Source organism: Pseudoalteromonas galatheae (assembly GCF_005886105.2).
Classification (GTDB): Bacteria; Pseudomonadota; Gammaproteobacteria; order Enterobacterales; family Alteromonadaceae; genus Pseudoalteromonas; species Pseudoalteromonas galatheae.
The window spans coordinates 3,177,400-3,193,624 of the sequence record NZ_PNCO02000001.1; the positions used below are offsets into that span (position 1 = coordinate 3,177,400).

Consider the following 16,225-nt stretch of genomic DNA (forward strand, 5'->3'; position numbering starts at 1 on the left):
CAACTAAATGATAAATAAGAAAAGTGATCCATTACTCATGATGGATCACTCTGGGTATTGAAAAGCAGTTAACGCATTAGAAGCTGTAGCTCACACCAACGTAGGCTTGTCTACCTAGTGGCTTGTAGCCCAGTAAAGAGCCATCTTTTGCTTCGCCCGCTGTGGCATTGAAATAACGCTTATCGGTTAAGTTTTCAATCCGGCCATTTAACTTGAATCCGTCGAAAAACGTATAGTTAGCAGCTAAGTTAAACAGCGTATATGACGGCAAAGTCACTGTATATGCACCTTCAGCTCCCCATACGTTATCATCGCGATTACCTCTATGGACTAAGGTCAGTGTTGCGTCGACATTTTCCCATTCTTTACTGACTGAATAAGTTAAGGTTCGTCTCGCTCTGCGCTGTAATTGCTTATCGGTATCAGCGTCTTTAGCACTCACATAGCTCGCATTTACCGTATGCTCGATACCAAAGTTGTCTTCAATTTCAACAGAAAGATCAGCACCTTCAAAGTCAGCGCGCTGAATATTGTAAGGGATGTATTTCCATTTATCATTTTGCTGATAAACGATTTTATCGGTTATACGGTTATCGTATACCGCAGCTTCCACACGGAAGTTCTCGCCGCTCCATGTGACAATAATTTCGTTATTAGTGGCTTCTTCCGGCTTAATATTGGGGTTAGGCAGATAGTAAGGACTATCAATCACAAACGCCTGTGACAAAGAAGGTGCTCTAAAGGCTGTACCATGATTCAACTTAACACTCAGGCCATCCATGATTTGCTTGCCTACAGCAACCGTGTAGGTGTTTGCACGACCATGAAAATCATAATCATCCGTTCTCAGTACAACCTCTGCCAGCCAATTTTCATCGTTGTAAAACCCACCGAGTGCTAAAGATAAGTTATCACGCTCAGGCTCTGAAAAAGAGGCGGTAGAATCACCAACATCTTCATTTAGAAAGGTAAAGTTACCTGTGAAGATCAAAGCTTCAGTTAAACTATATTGCGACTGATATTCAAATTGGCTGCGTTTGGTGACATAAGCATTATCGTCAGCACTATTACCGATTTGAACGTTTTGTTCCTTACCTAAGCTGTATGACGCACTTTGGCTAAACTTATCAGTACGTCTTTTCCACGCCAACTTATTGGTGTAGTTATGGAAACGGTAAGCATCACTACCAAAAGAGTCATACTCCCCCTCTCCTTCACTGTACTGTGAACGTAAGCTAAAAATGCCACTTTCTTCATCACCATACTGCACATTTAAACCGGCATTACCGTTATAATATCCATCACGGTCATGGTTTTTTGTGATTGCAGCTTCAGGGTCTTTCTCAATCACATCATAGCCATCGGTATGAGTGTAACCCGCATTAGCGGCAATACTAAACTTGTCTTTTTTGTAATTTACCGTCGCCTCGGTCTTGGAGTAATTGTTACTCCCAGTCGTAAGCGCGATAGTATTATTATTCCCTTCACGACTAATAATATTAATCACGCCAGCAATGGCATCTGAACCATAAATCGCAGCTTTGGCACCACGAATTATCTCAATCCTTTCGATGCTATTAAGTGGTAAGTTAGTAAGCGAATTGTCACCGGAGTTTGCATCCGTCACTCGAACCCCATCGATTAACACTAGCGTATGCTTAGCGTCATTACCACGTAGGAATAAACTCACGCTTTGGCCAAAGCCACCGTTTCTAACCGCTTGAATACCAGCGACATTATCGAGTAACGATACGACATCTTGAACATTGCTTTTTTCAATTTCAGCACGATCTATAACCGTAATCGCGGACAATGCGCTTTCTAGAGATTGTTCAAATTTATTGGCAGTAACAGTGATATGTTCAATATTTTGATCAGCAAATGCTGAAAAAGAGAGCGCCGTCGCTATCGCCGCGCTTAGAGCAGTTTTATTTAACATGGTTTCCCCTAACTTGTACCCACCGTACAAGAACACAAAGTGACTGTTCCAAGGCCGGTCTCCGGGCTCAGTAAATCTGCAGATTGGCAGTTCACTCTACCGTTGCGGGGGCAGCGCTGGCATAGAACCGATCCAAGCTAATCACGTGTAATAAGCGGTCTTACTCAATTTATCATTGATTAACGTAATTAGATGTTCCCTTGTGTTCGCACCAGTTTCCCGATTATCTATACACTTAGCAACCACACTAGGTTGTGTACAGCACCTTGAAAATGCGAGGCTATTGTCTTGGGTTTCGGAATGATTGTCAATGGACGTCTAGAAATCCAAAAGTGCAATCTATGCACTTTTGGAATGAAGTAAGGCGTAATTAGTCGCGGAAGTTTTTGAATTGAAATGGCTGACCAAGCTCACCGGTGCGAACAAGTTGCATCGTTTCTTGCAGATCGTCACGCTTTTTACCCGTTACACGCACCGTATCGCCTTGAATTGACGCTTGAACTTTAACTTTTGAGTCTTTAATAAGCTTAACCAGTTTTTTCGCCATCTCTTTGTCGATGCCTTGCTTTAACGCCACCTTACGCGATACGTATTTGCCAGAGCGCTCAATATCTTTTAACTCGAAGCTTGCCACATCAAGGCCGCGCTTCGCCGCTTTACCCACTAGCATATCGAACAATTGCATAACTTGTTGTTCTGCTTCCGCTTTAAGGTTGATCATTTCACCGTTTAGCTCGATTGACGCATCTACGCCACGAAAATCAAAACGCGTGTCAAGCTCGCGAACCGCGTTGTCTACGGTATTTTTTGCTTCTGTCATATCAATTTCAGATACAATATCAAATGAAGGCATGCTTCTCTCCTAAAGTCATTTTGGCTCGATTATAGCAGTTTATGCTTAATTTGAGTTACTTTAAGTTTTTAAACAGCGTATTAGGATGTTCACCCAATGGACAGTTTTCGATGTTATACTGCTCGCTTAGTCATACAGAAGTAGGATGTATTGTGACACGGCGCGTTTATAAAGCTCTTTTGATTATCTCTTTGATTATATGTACAGTGCTATTCGCAAAGGAAATTAGCTTGTCTCCAAAATTGTTGCCAAATATCGATAAAGTGGCACATTTTGGCGTGTTTTTTGTGCTAGCATTTATTTCTCATCATGCTTTTAGGTTCAAAGTATGGTTTCATTTAGTTCTGCTTTCTTTATATGGAGCAGGAATTGAGTGGATGCAGCATACACTGCCTTACCGTCAAGCATCTACCGCTGATTTTTTGGCTGATGTAGCCGGTGCAGTCAGTTATTTTGTTCTATTTTATATTTGGACAAGTTGGCGCAGCAGAAAACATGGCTAACATACATATTTTAGGTGAAGGGGCGATAGGCTTACTGCTCGCCCAGCACCTTAGTCAATCTCATCAAATTACGCTTATCACTCGAAGCAAACGCGCGGCGACTTATCGCTATCAAACAGCAAGTACTCAACATACCATCCCTTGCAGCACCAAAACACTTGCAGAACTCCCAGTCAGCAGTATAGATACGCTAATCATTCCCGTTAAAGCATATCAGGTCATCGAAGCACTCCGAGCGCTTCGCCCTGCACTTTCAAAAAATGCAACGCTAATACTTAGTCATAATGGTATGGTAGATTGGTCTTGTGAGTTAGCAGCGCTTGACGCGACACAATCCGCCTACTTCTTAAGCACATCCATTGCAGGCTATAAAGTCGCAGACACTGTACACCATACGGGGCAAGGCGCAACTTGGTTTGGGCCGTTAAATTTACCAGCCGAATGCCATTACCAGAGTGTATTCTCGCAACTGTTTAGCACATTTGAAAATGCCCAAACCACGTTTGACATCATGCCAACACTTTGGAAAAAACTGGCGGTTAATATTGCCATTAACCCGCTAAGTGCATTGGAACAAGTCACAAATGGTCAGCTAAAACAGCCCAAATACGCAACCCAAATCCTTAATTTAATGAATGAAGTACAGCTTGTGGCCGCAGGTACAGGCGTAACCTTAGCGCTTAGCGAGCTAGTCTCGCTTGCTTACACCGTGATGGCACAAACCGCTAACAATCGTTCTTCAATGAATCAAGATCTCGCGAATAATCGGCGCACAGAAATTGACGCCATGTGCGGGTATATTTGCGAGCTAGCAGCGAAGCAAAATATCAATGTGCCGTTTAATCAACAATTACTTGAGGAAGTGAATAAGCACTGGCAGCTAGCGCGACAATAGGCTTAACTTCTCGGCAGGTAAACCACCTTCCACAAAACTATTTACCCAGCGAATTAGGGATATAGCTCGTTGAGCGTTTTTGCAATACCTGCAAGCAGTTTAACTGCTAAAGCCGTAGAAAATCTCACAAGCAGCTAATACCAATTGAATTAATTCTCTAATCAATTTGAAGGGTGAAATAGCATATTAGCTTCGTTAAAAATTTCTCATTTAGAACAACTAAATAGCAAAATTTTTGCCTTGCCTATATGGATATAGGTACCTTAGCGGTAGCAGGACGCGAGAGCGGTGCTACTAAAGCTATTTCCCCGCTTCAAGATAGATCATTTACTTAATACAACTGGTATAATTCCCCTTTCATCACACCCAAGAAGCATAAGCCTATATGCAATGTGTTGGCGGGATGCCGGTTGCTTTCCTATCAGTTTTTTTGTTTTAGGATTCAGTATGATGTCGGGGCGACGTTTTCTTGGCTCGCTCGATCGCGTCGTTTCAAAAGAATGAATGAGGAACACATGGATGCACTTTGATACTAACTGTGGAGGGCAGCTACAAAATACCTAGTAAATAAACGGGGATAAACAAACAACCTCTTACCTCCCCACAAAATGTACGTTGGGTAAATCCTAAAGCCTCACCCAACGCTTGTTAGCACGCTTTTTTAAGGACGGTACACCTTGACGTTAGCATAGCCATTTTCATGCAGAATAAGCGCTTGTAACTGGCTCATTACGCCTTTCGAACAGTACAAGTAGTATTCTTTGTCCTGTGGTAAATCGCCAAACTTAGTAGCTAATCTAAAGAAAGGTAAGTGGATCACTTGTGCACCATCTAGTTCAAGAGGGTTGGCATCTTCCTCTTCTGGAGAACGAATATCTAGTACCACCGCGTTGTCTGGTAATTCACTTACCGATTCCGCTTCTTTCACTTCTTCTTTTGCTTCAGCTTCGATGTCACGAATATCTTTAACCGTCGCGTTAGCCACAACTGTATTCAACACATCAAAGTCAAACTTTTCTTCTTCAGCTAATATCTTGTGAAGCTGTGCTTTTACCGTTGGTTTTTGAGAGATCACACCACAATATTCAGGCATTGCTTCTGCCATTTCGTTGGTGCCAATCGCTCTGGCAATACGAATGATTTCTTCTTTATCGTGTTGAATAAGCGGTCGTAATATCAGCATCTCTGTAACACGGTCGATCACGTTAAGGTTAGCCAAGGTTTGGCTTGATACCTGACCAATACTTTCACCAGTTACCAGTGCAGGGATCCCTAAACGCTCGGCGACCACAGCACCTGCACGCATCATCATGCGCTTTAGTACCACGCCCATTTGTCCGCTTTCGATATTCTCAAGAATTTCTGCAACAACTGGCTCAAAGTCAATCGTGATAAATTTAACTTTGTGAGTAGAGCTAAATTGTTTCCACAAGTAGTGGCTCACTTGCTTAACGCCAATTTCGTGGGCTGCACCACCTAAGTTAAAGAACAAAAAGTGCGTACGCGCGCCTTTTCTCATCATTTGATAAGTTGCAACACCCGAGTCGAACCCGCCAGAAACCAAAGACAGCACATCTTCTTGAGTTGGTAATGGGAAGCCACCTAGACCAAAGTGCTGGTGACGAACGATATACGCTTTATTGTCTTTGACTTCGATTTTAACTGTCACATCAGGTTTTTTCAGTCTTACGCTGGCACCCTCTACATTTTGGTTTAAACCGCCACCAACATAACGCTCCACATCGCTTGAAGTAAACTCATGCTTACCTTGGCGCTTTACACGCACGCAAAACGTTTTGCCCTTGATCAATGGCTCAACCAAAGCAATCGTTTGTTGGTAGATATCATCAAGCGTATCGAACTGTGTTTCTTGCACCTCAATAAACTGCACAATACCTGGCGTGCGTTTAAGATGGTCGATCAGACCAAGACGGGTTTTCTCGTCACTTAACTCGCTCGTCACTGAGATATTGTCCCAGTTATTTTTAACTTTTACGTTTTCGTCAACGCGAACCAACAGCATTTTGATGTTTTTCTCTAATACTTTGGTAAAACGCTTACGGACAGATTTGCTCTTAATAGCAATTTCGGGATGTAATTTGACGATAAATTTAAGCATAAAAGTCACTCTACTACAGATCGATTATCGGTTGCGATGACGCACTGATTTGACCTAAGCGGACTTTATCGTGGCGCACACTGACCGAGGACAGTTCGGGCGCGCGAGTATATCAAACTCAGAGCCGATTAGGAAATAAACAAACCTTTTCCCTTTATGCTCTACAAAGCCTTTTGCCCGTGTTCGCCAAGGTAAAAGGCTCGCTTAATTATTTAAGGCTAAGCAATACTCGGTAAGCTCGCCTCTGCTAGTGCTTGATAATGCTGCTGAAGTTGTGCCATCTTTGGTGCGCTCATAGGCGTCGCGTAAGGTTTAAAAATCATCAGTACTTTAACAATGCCATTGTATATATCCTGCTGCTCAAGTACGCCCGTCATTCTTCTGGCTTTAACATAGGGAGTCCAAAAGCTAACGGTCATCTTCAACATATGGGCGAGCTCCTTTGCATCGTCATCATCTATGGTGATCACGCCCGTATCTCTTAGGCCAATTACTACAGCTTTTACTTGCTCGAGTAAGCGTGACTGAAAAGCAATGTAGTTTTTCTTCAATTCATCATCACGAGCCAAGATGTCTGTCAGGTTGTCGTAGAAAAAGTGATAACGCCACATCAGGTCGAACAAGGAGTCTAAATATTGAGTTAGCTGCTCAAGCGGTTCGTTATGCTGCTCCAGTGGCTTAAAGTGTGTATTTAAATGCTCACTATAAAGCGCGAATATTTGCCGAATGATGTCTTCTTTATTTTTAAAATGATAGTACAAATTGCCAGGGCTAATCCCCAAACTGGACGCTATATGGTTTGTCGTAATCGCGCGCTCTCCATGCAAATTAAATAACGCGATGCTGGTACGTATTATTTTTTCCTTGGTATTCATTACGATTCTCTATCTTTGTTGATAATGTGGTCGCGCTATTGCTAGGGTTGCTAGGTTATTTCGCGCTCCATATGAAAAAATAGCACTAATTTTAACTCTAGATAAGCTTAGATCCGACAAAGCTGACCAGTGTTTTTTCAAAAAAACCTTGTTACCATACAAAAAAATTCAACATAGTTACGCTTATGAAAGTCATCGCCCTCTACCCTGGCACATTTGATCCCCTTACTAATGGACATGAAGACTTAATCAAACGTGCAGCAAAAATGTTTGATACCGTGATCTTGGCAATTGCCCACAACCCAAATAAACAGCCTTGTTTCTCACTAGAGCAACGTGTTGCTTTGGCTGAAGAAATTTTAAAGTCACATAAAAATGTAAAGGTGATTGGGTTTTCAGGATTGTTAGTTGATTTAGCGAAAGAGCAAAAAGCCAACGTGCTGATCCGCGGCATTCGAGCTGTGTCTGATTTTGACTATGAGTTCCAGCTGGCCAATATGAATCGCCGTTTACATCCCGATTTGGAAAGCGTATTTTTAACGCCATCTGAAAAGAATTCATTTATCTCATCAACTTTAGTAAAAGAAGTTGCACTTCATAAAGGTAATGTCAGTGAATTTGTTCACCCACTGGTTGCCCAAGCTTTAGAGGAAAAACTACACGGATGAAAAAGTGCCTATTATCCCTAGCCGTATTGGTTGGTACTTATGCGCATGCATCACCTTGGATAGAGGTGTCGCAAAGTGAGCTTAAGCACAGCATAGATTTACTGGTTGCAGAAGGTGTGATAAATCGCCCAGTTAATCAGTATCCCCTGTTGTGGAGCGGTATTGTTAATGACCTTGCCGCTATTGATGACAGAAACCTCTCTGAAACCGCAAGTTTTGCATTGGCACATTTACGCCATGCGCTAAAACAAGCAAAAAGAGAAAGATATAGTAGCGTAAAAGCACATTTTAATGGTGCTGAAGAGCGCTCCACAGGCTTTGGTGATCGTCAAAATGAACGTTCAGGCCTGCGTACTTATGGCGTTATTACAGGTAGTGCTGTTAGCGCTAAAGTTGCAGTTAACTACGCAGATGAAAGCCAAGATGGAAAATACGTTAATCACCACGGCAGTCACCTTGCAGTGTTGTTTGGTAATTGGTCTCTCAGCGCTGAGCGACTGAGTTACTGGTGGGGACCGAGCAACGAAAATGCGCTGATGCTTTCAAACAACGCAGCCCCCATGAAGGCGATTCGTTTAAGTCGTGCCAATAACAACTATATTGGACCGAGCTTTTTCTCTTTCGTTGGTCCTTGGCAAGTAACAGCCATTATGGCAAAGCAACGCCCGAATATAGCCAATAAAAAGGATGGCGATTTTTGGGGGTTTAGAGCGGCCGCTTTTCCGATTCAAGGTTTAGAACTTGGCTTTAGTACAACATCCAGTGACTTTGTTTATCAACAACAAAATCTTGAAAGCGAAAAGCAAACGCAACGCCTCACCAGCGTTGACTTCAAATACTCCACTCGGATAGCTAATCAACCGCTCGCTTTATACGGTGAGTTTGCAGGTAATAATGACAGTGGTGCATTACCAAGCAATCCGATGTACACCCTAGGTATTGAAAGCTACTGGGGTGGTAAAGACTATCGTCTCAAGAGCTTTATTGAATATTCAGATACAAGCATTGATTGTAAAGACGAGCTAAAGCTCGCGCTTTGCCCAAGAGACAATACAGTGGATTCAGCGAACTACAGCGAGCGCGATCTCTGGCTTGGAGCAAGCTCGGGGTTGGACGCTAAAAACCTCACTTTCGCGTTAGATTACTTCAGCACAGGTGGCGTTGGTGCTTTTGCCAAACTGAAACGAGTTGAATTTGACACATTAGACGTTGAACGAAACCAGCTCGAGCTTGGTTACCAACAAGGTGTATTTGGCGCGCTTGCTAAAATTGGCGTAAAAGCATGGCAAGATAAGTCTCAGGAAGAAGACGAAAGCCACGCAGCACTCACGTTGAGCGTGGAATATCAATTTTAACGAGCGGCCATCGCCGCTCTATTATTATGGCGTATAATCCAAGGAAATCCTTAGGAATAAGCAAAACGACAATTAAAAACCAATCGGTTATATACATTCCGATAGTATATAACCTGCAAGCACAAAAAACAGAAAAACGAGCACAAAATACTGATAAGTAAGTAAAAATCACTGTTTAAACCGACTAAATTTTCAAGCTACCCTAGCTCTCACCTTACTTATAGCCCATTTAATACCTAACCAATCTTTATTGACTAATAGAGAAGTAACCATAATAAAGTCTATAGAAATCACTAAATATGAGTACAAATACCATAACAGCCAGCGCGTTACATTTTCATAAATATATGTATCAATATACATAAAGAAGAACATAACTGTATTAATAGCCAAACCTACCATAGTATATAAAACGCCGACCTCAAGCTTTTCATCTTTAAAAAAGACATAACTGACAAGAAAAAGAGCTAATAAAGTAAAGAGATCAAACAAAGCGAATATGCCGTGAATAGCTGTGTTATAGCTATCAGAAACAACGATAAAATCACTTACAAAGTAGGAGGTAAATAACAGAGTAGAAGCAGAGAGTAGCTGTAAATTTTTCTGGACTTTTAGTATATAAAAAAATAGATGTAACAGTGAAGCCATCAAGAAGCCCCATATTACAAGGGCTCCTATACTCATACCAAAAAAGTCATAAATTAACATTAATCATTAGTACGGCTCTTTAGACCCAGGCGGAGTAATTACACTTCCACGTGCGCCAGATACCATCTCAAGTTTACTTCCAGATTGAATTACCTTATCAGAAAGCGACTTTGTTTGACCAGCTGTTTTAGCTTGATTTTTTCTCGCTAGGATTGTTTTTATCATGAAATTTCCCTCAAAATTTACATACGAAATCAGGTTCCCAAAAATGAACCACATAAAATTATCGGAATTAATCAAGCACAGGATATGCCAATATTTATTTAAAAAATTCAATCGGTTGAATTACATACAAAAAGAGCGCTTGTTAGCGCTCTTTTTGTTTTAAGAAAGCTTGATGTTAAGCCACAAATTTACACGGAATACTTAAGCTAGACGTTTGTTTTATAATGAAATCCATCGCAATTTCATCACAGTTATCCTTGCGCAAGCACAACTCACAGTCTTTCATCACTTTTTCAGGCAAGCTATCCTTGGTACAGTTGTTAAAACCTTGTTTCGTAAAGAAGCCCGGCACTCTAGTTAGCACAATAATACGATTGAGTGCCAATTTTTTGGCTTTCACCAGCAAATGCTCGACTAAAAGTTGCCCTTGTCCCTTTATTTCGCTCTCGGGATTTACACCCAAAGAGCGAATTTCAGCAAGCCCAGTGTCGTAAATATACAAAGATGCACACCCGGTCACTTTGCCATCGACCTCAGTCACCGCAAACTCATTGATACTATGGATCATGTCACTCTTCGCTCGCGGTAGGTTCTCACCTACTTTGGCCCAATATTGGATCAGTCCAGCAATGGCTTCAACATCGTCTAAATTGGCATCACGTACTAGAATTTTTTGCTTTTTTTTTGCTGTTTTAATGGCATTGGTTACTTGTGGCAATGAGGTGCCGCCTAATGCTTTACGAGCGGCAATACAAGCATCAATTTCGAGTACAGGGTAAACATCTTCTGCAATTACAGCGCTGACTTGCTGGAATTCTTCTAAACTCAGATCCTCGAGGTTTTGCCCCTTACTAATAGCCAACTGCACTAATTCACCGACGATGTGGTGGCCTTCCCGAAACGGAATTCCCTTAGCAACGAGATAATCCGCAAGCTCTGTCGCATTGGCGTGACCACCTTTTGCAGCCGCTAACGTTTTATCACTATTAACCTTAATTCCTTTAACACATGCTTCAGCCATATGAATACATGCAAGCCAAGTTGGCATGGCATCAAATAGGCCTTCTTTGTCTTCCTGCATGTCTTTGTTATAGGCCAAAGGCAAAGCTTTAAGCGTCATCATCATGCCGCTAAAGGCGCCAAAAACTCGGCCTGTTTTGCCGCGGATAAGCTCTAAGGCATCAGGATTTTTTTTCTGTGGCATCAAGGATGAGCCGGACGTCACGCTATCAGCCAGATCAATAAAGCCAGACTCACCAGAATTGTAAAAGATCAAATCTTCAGCAAAGCGAGATAAATGCATCATAGAAATAGACGCACAACTGAGTAGCTCAACCACAAAGTCACGATCAGAGACCGCATCTAAACTATTACGAGAGGCTTCTCTAAAGCCAAGATTGACAGCCAACGCTTCACGGTCGATAGGATAAGCAGTCCCCGCCAGTGCACCAGAGCCAAGTGGACACACATTTAACCTTTCAAGCGCATCATTTAAACGCGATTCATCACGCTCAATCATCTCAACGTAAGCCATACACCAATGACTAAAGAGTACTGGCTGAGCACGCTGTAAATGGGTATAGCCTGGCAAAATAGTACCAAGCTCCTGCTCTGCAAGTGTAACCAAAGCTTGCTTTAGTGAACCCAGTGCCACAAGCAGTTGTTGCGCCGTTTTCCGGCTCCACAGTCTAAAGTCTGTGGCTACTTGGTCGTTACGACTTCGACCTGTGTGCAGCTTTTTACCTAAATCACCCACTTTGTCGATAAGTTTAGCTTCAACATAAGAATGAATATCCTCATGTCCCGCGGTTGCTACACTACGCGGATCTGCAATCACTTCTTCTAAAAGCTGTTTCAGCGCTGAAATGATCTGCTGATGTTCGCTTTCAGTTAATACATCTACTTGCTTTAGCGCACCCGCCCAAGCGATAGAGCCAACAATATCTTGCTCTGCCAATTGATAATCAAATGGCAGAGAATCATTAAATTGCTTAAATGCCTCATCAGGACCTGATGAAAAACGGCCGCCCCATAATGCCATCTCGCTCTCCTACCTTAAGATTGCTTTTGCTTGTTTAACGCCGCTATCCGGCTAGATAGTGAGAATAGACGAATGAATCCCTCCGCATGAGATTGGTCATATACGTCATCTTCACCAAATGTGGCAAAATCTTCGCTGTATAAGCTATTGATTGATTGCTTTTGCACTGCATGCACATGGCCCTTATAAAGCTTAAGTACCACCTCGCCAGTTGCCTGCTGTGCGAAAGACTCTGCGGCAGCTAGAATTGAATCCTTCAGCGGAGTAAACCAGCGACCGTCATAAACTAACTGTGCAAACTCTTCACTAAGCGCGGTTTTCCATTTACGACAAGATTTGTCTAAGATCAGCTCATCAATCGCTTGTAATGCAGCCATCATCACAGTGCCACCTGGCGTTTCATAACAGCCACGAGATTTCATGCCGACTAGGCGGTTTTCCACGATATCGACACGACCAACACCGTGCTGCGCTGCAATCTCGTTTAACTTAACTAGACACTGATAAGGACTGTAACGCTCACCGTTAACACCTGTGATTTCACCCTTTTCGATTAATACAGATACATATTCAGGCTGATCCGGTGCGGCTTCTGGAGAATTAGTCATGGTCCAAACCTGATCGCTTGGCTCATTCCATGGATCTTCTAATTCTCCACCTTCGTGAGAAATATGCCAAGCATTGGCATCACGGCTATAAATTTTGGTGGCAGAGGCTGCACAAGGGATATTACGCTCGGCCAAATAGTCAAGCAGCGATTCACGACTTGATAGTGACCATTCACGCCATGGTGCGATCACTTTAAGATCAGGCGCAAGCGCTGAGAAGCAAGATTCAAAACGCACCTGATCATTTCCCTTGCCTGTACAACCATGAGAAAGTGCATCCGCGCCAACTTTACGAGCGATTTCAACTTGTGCTTTGGCGATAATAGGACGCGCCATTGAAGTGCCCAGTAAATATGTTCCTTCATAGATAGCGCCTGTTTTAAGGGTTGGATAAATGTAGTCGCTAACCATTTCTTCTTTTAAGTCGACGATATGGCACTCAGAGGCACCTGATGCGATTGCCTTTTCTTCAACCCCAACCAGTTCTTCTTCACCTTGACCTACATCGGCAACAAAGGCGACAACTTCGCAGCCATAGTTCTCTTTTAACCATGGTACAATCGCTGATGTATCTAATCCACCAGAGTAAGCCAGTACCACTTTTTTAATCTTGCTCATGTTCTTTAACCTCAAACGTAATCTTTGTTTAACAGCGATACCAGCAATGCGTTTTGGGCATGCATGCGGTTTTCAGCTTGTTGAATAATTTTTGACTTTGGCCCATCCATCACTTCGGAAGTAATTTCAAACTCACGATGTGCTGGCTGGCAGTGCAAAATGGTTTGTGCGCCACACGCTTCAACCAATTGTTGGTTGATTTGATATGGCATAAAGGTGTCTTTCACCTGCTCAATTGGCGTTTTATTCCCCATCGAAACCCAAGTATCAGCGTAGAGCACATTAGCGCCAGCCGCCGCCTCTACCCGATCGCTGACCAGAACCGAGGCACCATTTACCGCAGCAATTTGCTCAGCTTGCTTAACAATTTGTGCATCTGGAGAGTGGCCTTTAGGGCAAACCGCCACAAAATCAGTGCCTAGTGTAGCCGCAAGCAACATTAATGAATGTGTTACGTTGTTGCCTTCACCGAGATAAGCGATTTTGATCTGACTGACATCGTCATAGGTTTCAAATAAAGTGAGAAAATCAGCCAACGCTTGGCAAGGGTGATATAAATCACATAGACTATTCACAACAGGCACCGACGAAAACTCAGCGAGCGTTTCAAGCGTACTATGGTGATTTACGCGAGCCACAAGGCCATCGGCCCAAGTAGAAATATTAAGCGCAAAATCTTTGACAGATTCACGCGCCCCCATTGCGCCATTTTGCTGATCTAAATACACAGCATGGCCGCCTAATCTATGGATACCGATATCAAACGACAGCCTTGTTCTTAAGCTCGGCTTTTCAAATAGCGTGACTATCGACTTGCCAGCTAAGGCTTGGTTATATTCTTGCGGTTGATTTTTAATATTTTTTGCAAGCTTTAATAAGTTCAAAACTTTAGTTTGGTCTAATTCCAAACCAGTTAAAAAATGCTTAGTCATGGTGTTTTCCTACGGCAGAATTTGTGTACCTACGTGCTCACCATTGAGCAACGCAATTAAATTTTCTGGCTTTTGCCAGCTAGAGATGTACACCCCTCGTCGTAAGTGTTGGGCAGCGTGAAGACTGGTCTTAACTTTGACCTCCATCCCGCCCACAATGACCTTTTGCGCGATTAACGTTGAGATCTGTTCCGCGTTAAGTTGATTTAATGGCTGTTTATCGCCATCAAGTACCGCCTCAACATCAGTCATAAAAATAAGTTCTGCACCAAGTTTACTGGCGATAGCAGCCGCTGCTTCATCCGCATTCACGTTGTATAAATGGCCGTCAGCGCCAATACCAACTGAACTGACAACAGGCAATCTGTCAAACTCCAACACCGCTTCAAGCATACCGCCTTCGCTTGCTTCACAGCTACCTACGCGACCAAGCGCTTTAAGCTTTTGAGTTGTGCTAAACCCTGCATCATACAAACACAGTCCAACGGGCTTGAGCATGGCGGTAATGGCGTCCGCCATCAGTTGCTTGTTGGCACAGCCTGCAAGTGCACCAACAATATACGGCATTTGCTCTTGCGGACTGATCCGCAGTCCTTGATGTTTTGCAGTAGCAAAACCGGCATCACTCAACCACTTATCAACTAGCGCCCCACCACCATGAACAATCACAAACTGCTTGTGTGGTGCATCCTGTTGAATTTGCTTGATAGCTGAAAACAATGCTTGTGCTGCCCCCTCTTGATTCAACACCGCACCACCTAGTTTAATCACCCAAGTTTGCTTACTCATGCTACTACTCCTAAACCTTGATAATGCTCAAGTCCCGCCGCCAAGTTCATACACTGTAATGCTTGGCCTGCTGCCCCTTTAAGCAAGTTATCAATCGCGACAACCACGATCAGTTGATTGCCCTTTTGCTGCCAGCCAATATCAACAAAAGGCTGATTTTCAACGGCTTTAATTGATGGGAGTTGACTCCCCTTTAATCTGATCAACGGCTCATCGGCAAGCACCTGATAAGCAGCATCGACTTGATTTGGCGTGACATTTTCTTTCAGGGTGACGTAGATTGTTTCTAAGATACCACGTTTAAAGTTCCCTAAATGCGGTGTAAACAACACCGGGTGTTCAAGATATTTTTCTATTTCTGGACTATGTCTGTGCGTAAACAAACCGTATGGTGCAAGAGATACTTCGCAAAAGAGTGTGGCGACATTCGCTTTTCTACCCGCGCCAGTCACGCCAGAAACAGCATTGATGATAACTGGTTGCTCTGTTATCAAATCAGCTTGTTGTAATGGCTTGAGTGCATTGAGTGCCGCAGTCGGATAGCAGCCCGCGACCGCCACTAACTTTGCCGTTTTAATAGCATCGCCATACCATTCAGCTAACCCGTATTGCGCTTGCGCTAACCAGTCTTGATGTGGGTGAGAAAAACCGTAGTAAGTTTCGTAGTCTTCATTGCTAGATAAACGGTAACCTCCAGATAGGTCAAAAACCCGTTTGCCCATCTGTAAAAATACCGGTGCAAGTTCTACGCTAACTTTGTGATCCGTGCATAAACACACATAGTCCGATGATTGCTCTATCAACGAAAAAGCTTGCTCATTTAAGGGTTGCAGCTCAATATCTAGCAAGCCCGAATATTCTGGATATAAATCGCTGATGAATTTGTGTTTGTCTAAGCTTTGCTCAGATACAAAGCAATGCGCAAGTGTGAAGGCAGGATGCTTGGCAACCAGCTTAGCAAGCTCAGCGCCACTGTAGCCGCTCGCTCCGATTATAGATACTTTCAACATAGTGTTCTCAAGATTAAAAAAAGTTTGATTAGGATTGGTTCTGCTAATTGTTGAAGTCAAATCGTCGCATTGCTGCTCCAAAATATATTTATGCTAAAAAAGTGAATTGATATTCACTCTAAACATCTTTATATTTTTATGCAAGAA

14 protein-coding genes and 1 riboswitch are annotated in these 16,225 nt (G+C 42.9%); of the genes, 4 read left to right on the forward strand and 10 right to left on the reverse strand.

Translation table 11 applies throughout. The features are described from left to right. Nucleotides 1-76: 76 nt before the first annotated feature. Both CWC29_RS14125 and CWC29_RS14130 read right to left on the reverse strand, forming a co-directional pair. Nucleotides 77-1,939 (reverse strand): TonB-dependent receptor domain-containing protein, encoded by a 1,863-nt coding sequence (locus CWC29_RS14125; protein ID WP_128727657.1) that lies wholly within the window; start codon nt 1,937-1,939, stop codon nt 77-79. Between the two features lie 35 nt (nt 1,940-1,974). Beyond that, nucleotides 1,975-2,223: riboswitch (cobalamin riboswitch) on the reverse strand. A gap of 86 nt (nt 2,224-2,309) precedes the next feature. Next, nucleotides 2,310-2,792, reverse strand: a complete 483-nt coding sequence (locus CWC29_RS14130) for a YajQ family cyclic di-GMP-binding protein (protein WP_102057584.1) — start codon at nt 2,790-2,792, stop codon at nt 2,310-2,312. 230 nt (nt 2,793-3,022) lie between these two features. On the opposite strand from CWC29_RS14130, the gene CWC29_RS14135 reads away from it, so the two are divergent. After that, nucleotides 3,023-3,295 (forward strand): VanZ family protein, encoded by a 273-nt coding sequence (locus CWC29_RS14135; RefSeq protein WP_128727656.1) that lies wholly within the window; start codon nt 3,023-3,025, stop codon nt 3,293-3,295. Beyond that, entirely contained in the window at nt 3,288-4,190 is a 903-nt protein-coding gene (locus CWC29_RS14140; RefSeq protein ID WP_138523685.1) for a ketopantoate reductase family protein, read from the forward strand. The genes CWC29_RS14135 and CWC29_RS14140 overlap by 8 nt, the downstream gene beginning before the upstream one ends. Before the next feature lie 661 nt (nt 4,191-4,851). Here CWC29_RS14140 and thiI read toward each other — a convergent pair. Continuing rightward, entirely contained in the window at nt 4,852-6,309 is a 1,458-nt protein-coding gene (gene thiI, locus CWC29_RS14145) for a tRNA uracil 4-sulfurtransferase ThiI (RefSeq protein ID WP_010374240.1), read from the reverse strand. Between the two features lie 218 nt (nt 6,310-6,527). Continuing rightward, nucleotides 6,528-7,184, reverse strand: coding sequence for a TetR/AcrR family transcriptional regulator (locus CWC29_RS14150; protein WP_128727654.1), 657 nt, complete (start codon nt 7,182-7,184; stop codon nt 6,528-6,530). A 185-nt stretch (nt 7,185-7,369) separates the two neighbouring features. Between CWC29_RS14150 and coaD the strand changes: the two genes are divergently transcribed. Together coaD and CWC29_RS14160 are read left to right on the forward strand one after the other, a co-directional pair. Further along, on the forward strand, nt 7,370-7,852 hold the full coding sequence (gene coaD / locus CWC29_RS14155; RefSeq protein WP_128727653.1) for a pantetheine-phosphate adenylyltransferase: 483 nt from the start codon (nt 7,370-7,372) through the stop codon (nt 7,850-7,852). Then, complete coding sequence (locus CWC29_RS14160) at nt 7,849-9,207, forward strand: capsule assembly Wzi family protein (protein WP_128727652.1); 1,359 nt, start codon at nt 7,849-7,851, stop codon at nt 9,205-9,207. Before coaD ends, CWC29_RS14160 begins: the two co-directional genes overlap by 4 nt. Nucleotides 9,208-9,399: 192 nt before the next feature. Here the strand turns inward: CWC29_RS14160 and CWC29_RS14170 are convergent, their stop codons facing one another. The 6 genes from CWC29_RS14170 to argC form a co-directional block, all read right to left on the reverse strand. Next, complete coding sequence (locus tag CWC29_RS14170) at nt 9,400-9,855, reverse strand: hypothetical protein (RefSeq protein WP_235956580.1); 456 nt, start codon at nt 9,853-9,855, stop codon at nt 9,400-9,402. A gap of 400 nt (nt 9,856-10,255) precedes the next feature. Next, nucleotides 10,256-12,121: an argininosuccinate lyase gene (argH, locus tag CWC29_RS14175; protein WP_128727650.1), complete on the reverse strand. Its 1,866-nt coding sequence runs from the start codon at nt 12,119-12,121 to the stop codon at nt 10,256-10,258. A 14-nt stretch (nt 12,122-12,135) separates the two neighbouring features. Continuing rightward, nucleotides 12,136-13,347, reverse strand: coding sequence for an argininosuccinate synthase (locus CWC29_RS14180; RefSeq protein ID WP_128727649.1), 1,212 nt, complete (start codon nt 13,345-13,347; stop codon nt 12,136-12,138). Between the two features lie 11 nt (nt 13,348-13,358). Continuing rightward, nucleotides 13,359-14,279 (reverse strand): ornithine carbamoyltransferase, encoded by a 921-nt coding sequence (locus tag CWC29_RS14185; RefSeq protein WP_128727648.1) that lies wholly within the window; start codon nt 14,277-14,279, stop codon nt 13,359-13,361. A 9-nt stretch (nt 14,280-14,288) separates the two neighbouring features. Beyond that, the gene (gene argB / locus CWC29_RS14190) at nt 14,289-15,068 is read right to left on the reverse strand and encodes an acetylglutamate kinase (RefSeq protein ID WP_128727647.1); all 780 of its coding nucleotides are present in this window, start codon (nt 15,066-15,068) and stop codon (nt 14,289-14,291) included. Continuing rightward, on the reverse strand, nt 15,065-16,075 hold the full coding sequence (gene argC, locus CWC29_RS14195; protein ID WP_193554577.1) for an N-acetyl-gamma-glutamyl-phosphate reductase: 1,011 nt from the start codon (nt 16,073-16,075) through the stop codon (nt 15,065-15,067). Before argC ends, argB begins: the two co-directional genes overlap by 4 nt. Nucleotides 16,076-16,225: the final 150 nt, after the last annotated feature.

Coding starts and splice junctions, on each gene's coding strand:
- CWC29_RS14125 (WP_128727657.1), bottom strand. CDS start 1,939: ATGTTAAATAAAACTGCTCTAAGCGCGGCGATAGCGACGGCGCTCTCT.
- CWC29_RS14130 (WP_102057584.1), bottom strand. CDS start 2,792: ATGCCTTCATTTGATATTGTATCTGAAATTGATATGACAGAAGCAAAA.
- CWC29_RS14140 (WP_138523685.1), top strand. CDS start 3,288: ATGGCTAACATACATATTTTAGGTGAAGGGGCGATAGGCTTACTGCTC.
- thiI (WP_010374240.1), bottom strand. CDS start 6,309: ATGCTTAAATTTATCGTCAAATTACATCCCGAAATTGCTATTAAGAGC.
- CWC29_RS14150 (WP_128727654.1), bottom strand. CDS start 7,184: ATGAATACCAAGGAAAAAATAATACGTACCAGCATCGCGTTATTTAAT.
- coaD (WP_128727653.1), top strand. CDS start 7,370: ATGAAAGTCATCGCCCTCTACCCTGGCACATTTGATCCCCTTACTAAT.
- CWC29_RS14160 (WP_128727652.1), top strand. CDS start 7,849: ATGAAAAAGTGCCTATTATCCCTAGCCGTATTGGTTGGTACTTATGCG.
- CWC29_RS14170 (WP_235956580.1), bottom strand. CDS start 9,855: ATGGCTTCACTGTTACATCTATTTTTTTATATACTAAAAGTCCAGAAA.
- argH (WP_128727650.1), bottom strand. CDS start 12,121: ATGGCATTATGGGGCGGCCGTTTTTCATCAGGTCCTGATGAGGCATTT.
- CWC29_RS14180 (WP_128727649.1), bottom strand. CDS start 13,347: ATGAGCAAGATTAAAAAAGTGGTACTGGCTTACTCTGGTGGATTAGAT.
- CWC29_RS14185 (WP_128727648.1), bottom strand. CDS start 14,279: ATGACTAAGCATTTTTTAACTGGTTTGGAATTAGACCAAACTAAAGTT.
- argB (WP_128727647.1), bottom strand. CDS start 15,068: ATGAGTAAGCAAACTTGGGTGATTAAACTAGGTGGTGCGGTGTTGAAT.